Source organism: Mesobacillus sp. (assembly GCF_047739415.1).
Lineage (GTDB): Bacteria > Bacillota > Bacilli > Bacillales > Cytobacillaceae > Mesobacillus.
Map to the genome: position 1 here is coordinate 1 of NZ_JBIQOE010000133.1, position 6015 is coordinate 6015.

Genomic DNA, 6015 nt, shown 5'->3' on the forward strand with positions numbered 1-6015 from the left:
GTAATTACATATTTTTTTATTTAGGTGTTTATTAATTCAGGCAGGGTAAAATAAATGAATCAAAGAACTTGAAAGGAGTTCTCAAATGATTCCTATTGGTGTATCAAATCGTCATATTCATTTAAAAAGAGAAGATTTAGATCAGCTTTTCGGTGAAGGATATCAGCTTACTACTGCTAAAGAACTTTCGCAGCCAGGGGAATTTGCCTCGGATGAAACAGTAAGAGTCATTGGCCCTAAAGGGGAATTTCCTGCAGTCAGGATTCTTGGTCCTTTAAGGAAGTTTACTCAGCTTGAAATTTCAAAGACTGACTCCTTTTCCCTCGGAGTAAAAGCACCGTTAAGAGCTTCAGGGAAGATTGCCGGCACTCCAGGCATTAAGCTTGTCGCTCCAAAAGGTGAACTCGAAATTCAGGAAGGCGTCATTGTGGCAGAACGCCATATTCATATGACCCAAGCTGACGCTGCAAAGTATAATGTCCAAGATGGAGACTATGTAAGTATTAGATCTGCAGGTGAAAGAAGCTTAGTATTCAATCAAGTACTCATAAGGGTGAAAGACTCCTACGCTCTTGATATGCACATTGATACTGATGAAGCTAACGCGGCTGGCCTGCGAACTGGTGACCAGGTTGAAATAATGAAATAAACATGGCCGGAACTGCAACATAAGCAGTCCGGCCATGTTTATTTGAACTACAGAGAACACTTACAAACAAAAAGCGGATTACTCCCAGACTTCCTTAAGTGTTACTCGAAACAATTCGTTAAGTTCTTTTGTAGGGTCGTCAAGTTTTTGACTTGCAAATTTAGCATAACTAGCAAGCAGTTTAATTTCTTGTTCTATGAAATCATTAAGAATCAAGTTTTTCTCAATGGAATAACGTTCCCCGATTTGTTTCTTCCAAAGCAAGTCCTTCACTTCCCTTTTTACTGGTGCATTTTCTAAAATGCTTAAAAGTTCCATGAATTCAACTGGTGGGGTTTGCCTATGTATTTGTAACCATTTTGCCGACAGGATTGACCTGAGAATATATAGATATACCTTCCCCCTCCACTCCTTCTTCTTTTGCATATCGATGACATTTCTTGTTACAAGATTGAGATGATGGTTTATATATGCTTTATGTGAAATGACAGTATCTTGCATTGACTTCAATTTCTCGGCCAGATAAGCATGATTGCAATAAACATATTTTGAATTAAGCCATTCGAGCAAGGAAGGATTAGACTTCCGGAAAAGCCTGAGAGTTTTAGTCAGTTCCCAACCGACCATATCTAATTTGGGATCGACAATAGTGGAAAGCGGATCTTCTTTTGGTATTTCGATAACATCCTTCTGCTGATCAATCGATAAATACCAATCTTTTTTATGAATATAAATGAAGCGGATATCATAATCACTGTCTGGTGATGCAAATCCCAGCGCTCTGCTCCCGGCGTCACATGCATAAAGTATTTTTACCTCATATTCTTTTTCAATTTGATTTAATACAGTTATGATATGGTCCTTCATTTTCAGATTGGCTCCTTTCATCACATTCACTTAATAGTTTGCCATCAATCGTAAAGGGTATAAAAGAATATACTCAAATAAAGGAGGCCAAAATAATGAATGACAAGCAATCAAAAGGCGCATTTGACCAGGTTAAAGGTGAAGCCAAGAAGCAATTCGGCAAGCTGACCGACAATGAATCTATGGAAGTTGAAGGCCGCCTGGATAAGGGAAAAGGAAAACTGAAAGAAACAGCTGGTGATATGAAAGAAGATGTATCACGTGCATTTAACGACTCGTCCAGAAATTAATAAGCGTTAATGTGAAAAGCCTTTGCTTAGTCAGCAAAGGCTTTTTTATATACTAATCAATATTATTCTTGTTTTTCCCTTTCACAAATCGATAGGCCAAATACGCTACATAAAGCGGAGTTGCGATATAAATCAAGTAAGGGAATTGGCTGTAGGTTCCTTTCCAAATGACAAACAACAAAGAACCAAGGAATATTGTGACGATTGTTCCATACTTAGGAAGCGGTACTTCCTTGAAGCTTGGAATCCTGATTCTGCTTACCATGAGGAAACTCAGTGCCGTAAAAACAACAGTAGTTACGATATTCGGAATCAAGTCACCAAATAAAGTGAGGATGGCCATAATTCCGCCAGCGGCAGTAATCGGCACCCCAATAAAATAATTAAGCGAAGATTTATCAGTACTGATATTGAACCTCGCCAGGCGATAAGCTCCGAATAACGGGAATAGTCCCGCTACCATTAAGCCCCATAATCCAAATTGGTAAAAGTATGTATAATAAACCAGGAACGATGGTGCTACACCAAATGTGACGATATCCGCCAGTGAATCAAGTTCCTTTCCCAGCTTGCTGTCCGCTTTCAGCATCCTCGCCAGCCTTCCGTCCATGCTGTCCAACATCATGCCGATTAAAATTAAAATGGCTGCATTGTTAAATTGGCCATTAGCCGCAAATCCAATTGATAGAAAACCGCAATACAGATTCCCAAGCGTGAACATATTGGGAATCATTTTTGTAAACCGCATCAGTTGTCATCACTCTCCGAACTTTTTCTAATTCTGCTTATGCCTATTTTTACCCCAGTCACCTAATAATCATGTTTATTTTATTATAGAATCGCCGAAAATATAGTTTAACTATATCATTTTTTCTCATTCTGAATAGAGGTTAACCAGAAAAATTCTTATCTGGAATCCAAAGAGTGTATCTGCATGGAAGTAATTTGTCAAAAAGGCTATTAAAATGATTCATCAAATTGTATACTAATTTGGGGCTGGTGAATTATGATCAATAAGAACTTGCGTAAACTAAAATTTCTTCTTATAAAGTTATTTAGAATAAAAGAGAACGCACATAATGTATCCCTAGGGTTTACCCTTGGTTTTTTAATCCACTTCATCCCATCATTCGGCATGGGGCCTATACTTTCTACCGTGGGTGCCAAACTCTTCAAAGGGAATCCAATAGCCGGTTTCATTAGCGGTGTTGCACTCATTTGGCTTTTCCCGTTCTTATTTTATTTGAATGTCGTAGTCGGTGAAACCCTTTTCCCTTATGGTATCTTCCCCTCGGCAGCGGGTATGCCCTCTCATGGTTTAGATGCCGGGATCCATTTAGGTGCCGTTTTTTTCATAGGCATGATCATTAATATCATTCTTTTCGGGATGGTTGTATACTATCTCATTTATACAATTATGAGAAAATACCGAATAAGCTTTCTTACTATAGTGAAAAAATGGGAAATAAAAAAATAAGGAATGGAATAAGCAATGCGCTTTTCCTTTCCTTATTTTTAGACTACGTGACCTGAAGGTATTCAATCACCTCATTGTCCGGACCCAAGTAGAACACCGTCTTCCAACCGTTGTTTAATGTAATTGGCCCCTCATAAGAATCTAATTCTCTTTTCTCCATTTCCTTCATCTTTTCATAAAGATTATCCACTTCGAAGCAAAAATGCATCCTTTCACCAATCTCTCCACCGGACTTATTTTGATACAATTCAAGCATGATTCCGTTGTGTTCCAAGAAGATAATTTCTTCCTTCTCAAAAAGTATTCTGCTGCTTTCCTTAAAACCAAGAAAGGCTTCATAAAAAGACTTTGATCGTGTTAAATCGCTTACTTCAAGTGCAAAATGATGGAATCTCATTTTCCTCTTCCCTCTTTCATCTAAATGATTAGATTAATATCACCAAATTCATGCCACAGATAGTTTTGTTCAATTGCAATATTATAAGCTTCAAAGAGTTTGTTCTTATCAACGAAGGCAGCCAGCATATCCAAATGGCTTGCCTTTGGTTCATGGAACCCTGTTATGATTCCATCTACGAGCTGCAATTCATAATCCGAAGTGATATATAGATTTGTCCAGCCTTCGATAGTTGAATTTACGGAGGCGGTTTCAAGAGCACGGACAACAGTAGTTCCAGCTGCAATTACCTTCCCTCCTGCATTTCTAGCTTTTACTATTGCCTCCATATCTTCCTGGCGAATAGAATATTCTTCAAAGTGTTCTTCTGGTGAATGGGCATACTCATCATCGAGAAGATAACTAAGGCCCGTATGAAGCTGTAAAAAAGCCAATTTAACTCCTTTTTGCTGCAGCTTTAACAGAAGCTCCCAGCTGAAAGCCCGACCGGCTGATGGCATCTCGACAGACCCTGGCTGACTTGCAAAAACAGTTTGGTAATAATCGAGGTTCCACGGGTGATGAATATACTCATATCTTATTGGTTCACCCATTGAGTAGATTTCATCGTAAAAATCTTGCCCTTGTAGAGTGAACTGGATGATTTTAAGCGGTGATTTGAATACTTCCCCAATTACATTCGCATCTAAAGATTCCGAGAATTTAAAGCAATCTCCTGATTGTACATTTGTTGCTACGATTAATACTTCCCATACCGAGTCATTCTTCTTCCTGGCAAGCCGCATTTCTACGTTCGTGCCAATCACCTTTCCGTTTCGGAGCCATGTTCCTTTCAGAATTGCGGGGATTGTTCTGCTATTATTCAGCACAAGTATATCCCCTGAATTGAAATATTTTTCGATTTGAATAAATTGGTCGTGCACAACATTACCCGTTACTCTGTCCAACACCATCATCTTTACCTGATCCCTGCGCAGTCCTCTCCTTTCTGGTGGACTTGAGGCGTTAAGAGAAGATGGCAGAGAAAAATCATGAGTGTGTACCTTTGTTTCCATCTGCATTATAATACCTCCCTTTTAAACTCTTGTGCCTGGAACCGCTGACCGTTGATTCCTTTTGATTCTTCGGAAGCGAGGTAAAGAAACACGTCAACAACATCATCCGGCCTTGCAATTTCATAATCACAGTCCGGAACTGCAAGAGAATGCATTTCGGTATCCATCTCTCCAGGATCGACCATATTCATTCTTACATTTGTACCGTCTAGTTCATCTGCCCATGTTTGAGTTAAGCCCTCGACTGCAAATTTTGAAATTCCATATGCTCCCCAGCCCGCATACCCAACATGGCCAGCTTCTGAAGTTACATTTATAACTGATCCTTCGCCCTGTATGAGCATGGCAGGAAGCACCCGCCTTGCCATAAAGAAGGGACTGATGCTGTTTACCCTGATGACCTCAGCGAAATCTTCTTCCGGGTAATCCATCAGTAGTGGCAGTGGACTTGGCCCCAGTATTGATGCATTATTGATTAGCACATCAATACGACCGAAAGTTTTAGTTGTCAGTGCTACAAATTTTTCAGCATCACGCGGCAATGATACATCTGCTTGGACTGCCAGCACCTTGGCACCATGTGATTCCGCTTCCTTTTTTACTATTTCAAGTTCATTTCCCCTTCGAGCGCAAACAGCGAGTTTAGCGCCTTCCTTTGCAAATCTTAGCATCAGTGCTTTTCCTAATCCCTGTGTTACACCTGTAATCATAACTACTTTATTTTTCACCATGTTCTACTTCCTCCTAAGTTTTCTTCTTGTTTTTATCTTAAGATTTTGAAGAAAACTCAACATCGTCGAGAAGCTTGATATTATCTACAACTTTAGTCTAAGTTTTAAGCATTTTAAGATTATATTGGTTTAAAAAAAATAAAAAGGCTGCAAAATAGTAACGGGTTCGGTTTTGAAGTACAAAATTTGAATTAGCAGTGCTTTTTGCACGGTAATTCGCAGTTGAATTAGCAGACACTTTAACAATGAAATTAGCACGCAAAAAAGCTCGGAGCCAATATGCTTCGAGCTTTTTTTATCGTATTACTTTATGGAAGATAAGCACCCGATAGTTTAAGTGAATAACTTCACAAATGTATGTGTGGCTTTAGTGATACTAATCATAGATACCCCATTCGAACAAAAAGTAATGGCTATCTGATTGGCCGAATATGCAATCATAAACATGTCCTTTTTTCACTTGTATTGTTTCAATGTCATTTAATCGACTTATAAGTTCACCAATAACTGATTCTGGTGCATGCACATCAACTAAATTCCTTTTAAATC

The 6015-nt window shown here is 39.0% G+C and carries 8 protein-coding genes; 3 read left to right on the forward strand and 5 right to left on the reverse strand.

Features of this window, described 5'->3' with window-relative positions; all coding sequences use genetic code 11:
• Nucleotides 1-85: 85 nt before the first annotated feature.
• Nucleotides 86-649 carry a phosphate propanoyltransferase gene (pduL, locus tag ACH0QE_RS10590; protein WP_415800645.1) on the forward strand — a complete coding sequence of 188 codons (564 nt, stop codon included), beginning with the start codon at nt 86-88 and terminating at the stop codon, nt 647-649.
• Nucleotides 650-727: 78 nt separating this feature from the next.
• On the opposite strand, the gene ACH0QE_RS10595 is transcribed toward pduL, so the two are convergent.
• Entirely contained in the window at nt 728-1516 is a 789-nt protein-coding gene (locus tag ACH0QE_RS10595; RefSeq protein ID WP_415800646.1) for a nucleotidyltransferase domain-containing protein, read from the reverse strand.
• 95 nt (nt 1517-1611) lie between these two features.
• On the opposite strand from ACH0QE_RS10595, the gene ACH0QE_RS10600 reads away from it, so the two are divergent.
• Nucleotides 1612-1806: a CsbD family protein gene (locus ACH0QE_RS10600; RefSeq protein WP_415800647.1), complete on the forward strand. Its 195-nt coding sequence runs from the start codon at nt 1612-1614 to the stop codon at nt 1804-1806.
• Nucleotides 1807-1858: 52 nt separating this feature from the next.
• On the opposite strand, the gene pssA is transcribed toward ACH0QE_RS10600, so the two are convergent.
• Nucleotides 1859-2554, reverse strand: a complete 696-nt coding sequence (gene pssA / locus ACH0QE_RS10605; protein ID WP_415800648.1) for a CDP-diacylglycerol--serine O-phosphatidyltransferase — start codon at nt 2552-2554, stop codon at nt 1859-1861.
• Nucleotides 2555-2812: 258 nt separating this feature from the next.
• Between pssA and ACH0QE_RS10610 the strand changes: the two genes are divergently transcribed.
• A complete protein-coding gene (locus ACH0QE_RS10610; protein WP_415800649.1) occupies nt 2813-3283 on the forward strand; it encodes a DUF2062 domain-containing protein in 471 nt (156 codons plus the stop codon).
• A 43-nt stretch (nt 3284-3326) separates the two neighbouring features.
• On the opposite strand, the gene ACH0QE_RS10615 is transcribed toward ACH0QE_RS10610, so the two are convergent.
• From ACH0QE_RS10615 to ACH0QE_RS10625, 3 genes are read right to left on the reverse strand one after another with little or no spacing between them, the layout of a single operon-like run.
• Nucleotides 3327-3680 carry a VOC family protein gene (locus tag ACH0QE_RS10615; protein WP_415800650.1) on the reverse strand — a complete coding sequence of 118 codons (354 nt, stop codon included), beginning with the start codon at nt 3678-3680 and terminating at the stop codon, nt 3327-3329.
• A gap of 20 nt (nt 3681-3700) precedes the next feature.
• Complete coding sequence (locus ACH0QE_RS10620) at nt 3701-4741, reverse strand: S-adenosylmethionine:tRNA ribosyltransferase-isomerase (RefSeq protein ID WP_415800651.1); 1041 nt, start codon at nt 4739-4741, stop codon at nt 3701-3703.
• Nucleotides 4741-5466, reverse strand: coding sequence for an SDR family NAD(P)-dependent oxidoreductase (locus ACH0QE_RS10625; RefSeq protein ID WP_415800652.1), 726 nt, complete (start codon nt 5464-5466; stop codon nt 4741-4743). The genes ACH0QE_RS10620 and ACH0QE_RS10625 overlap by 1 nt, the downstream gene beginning before the upstream one ends.
• Between the last annotated feature and the right edge of the window lie 549 nt (nt 5467-6015).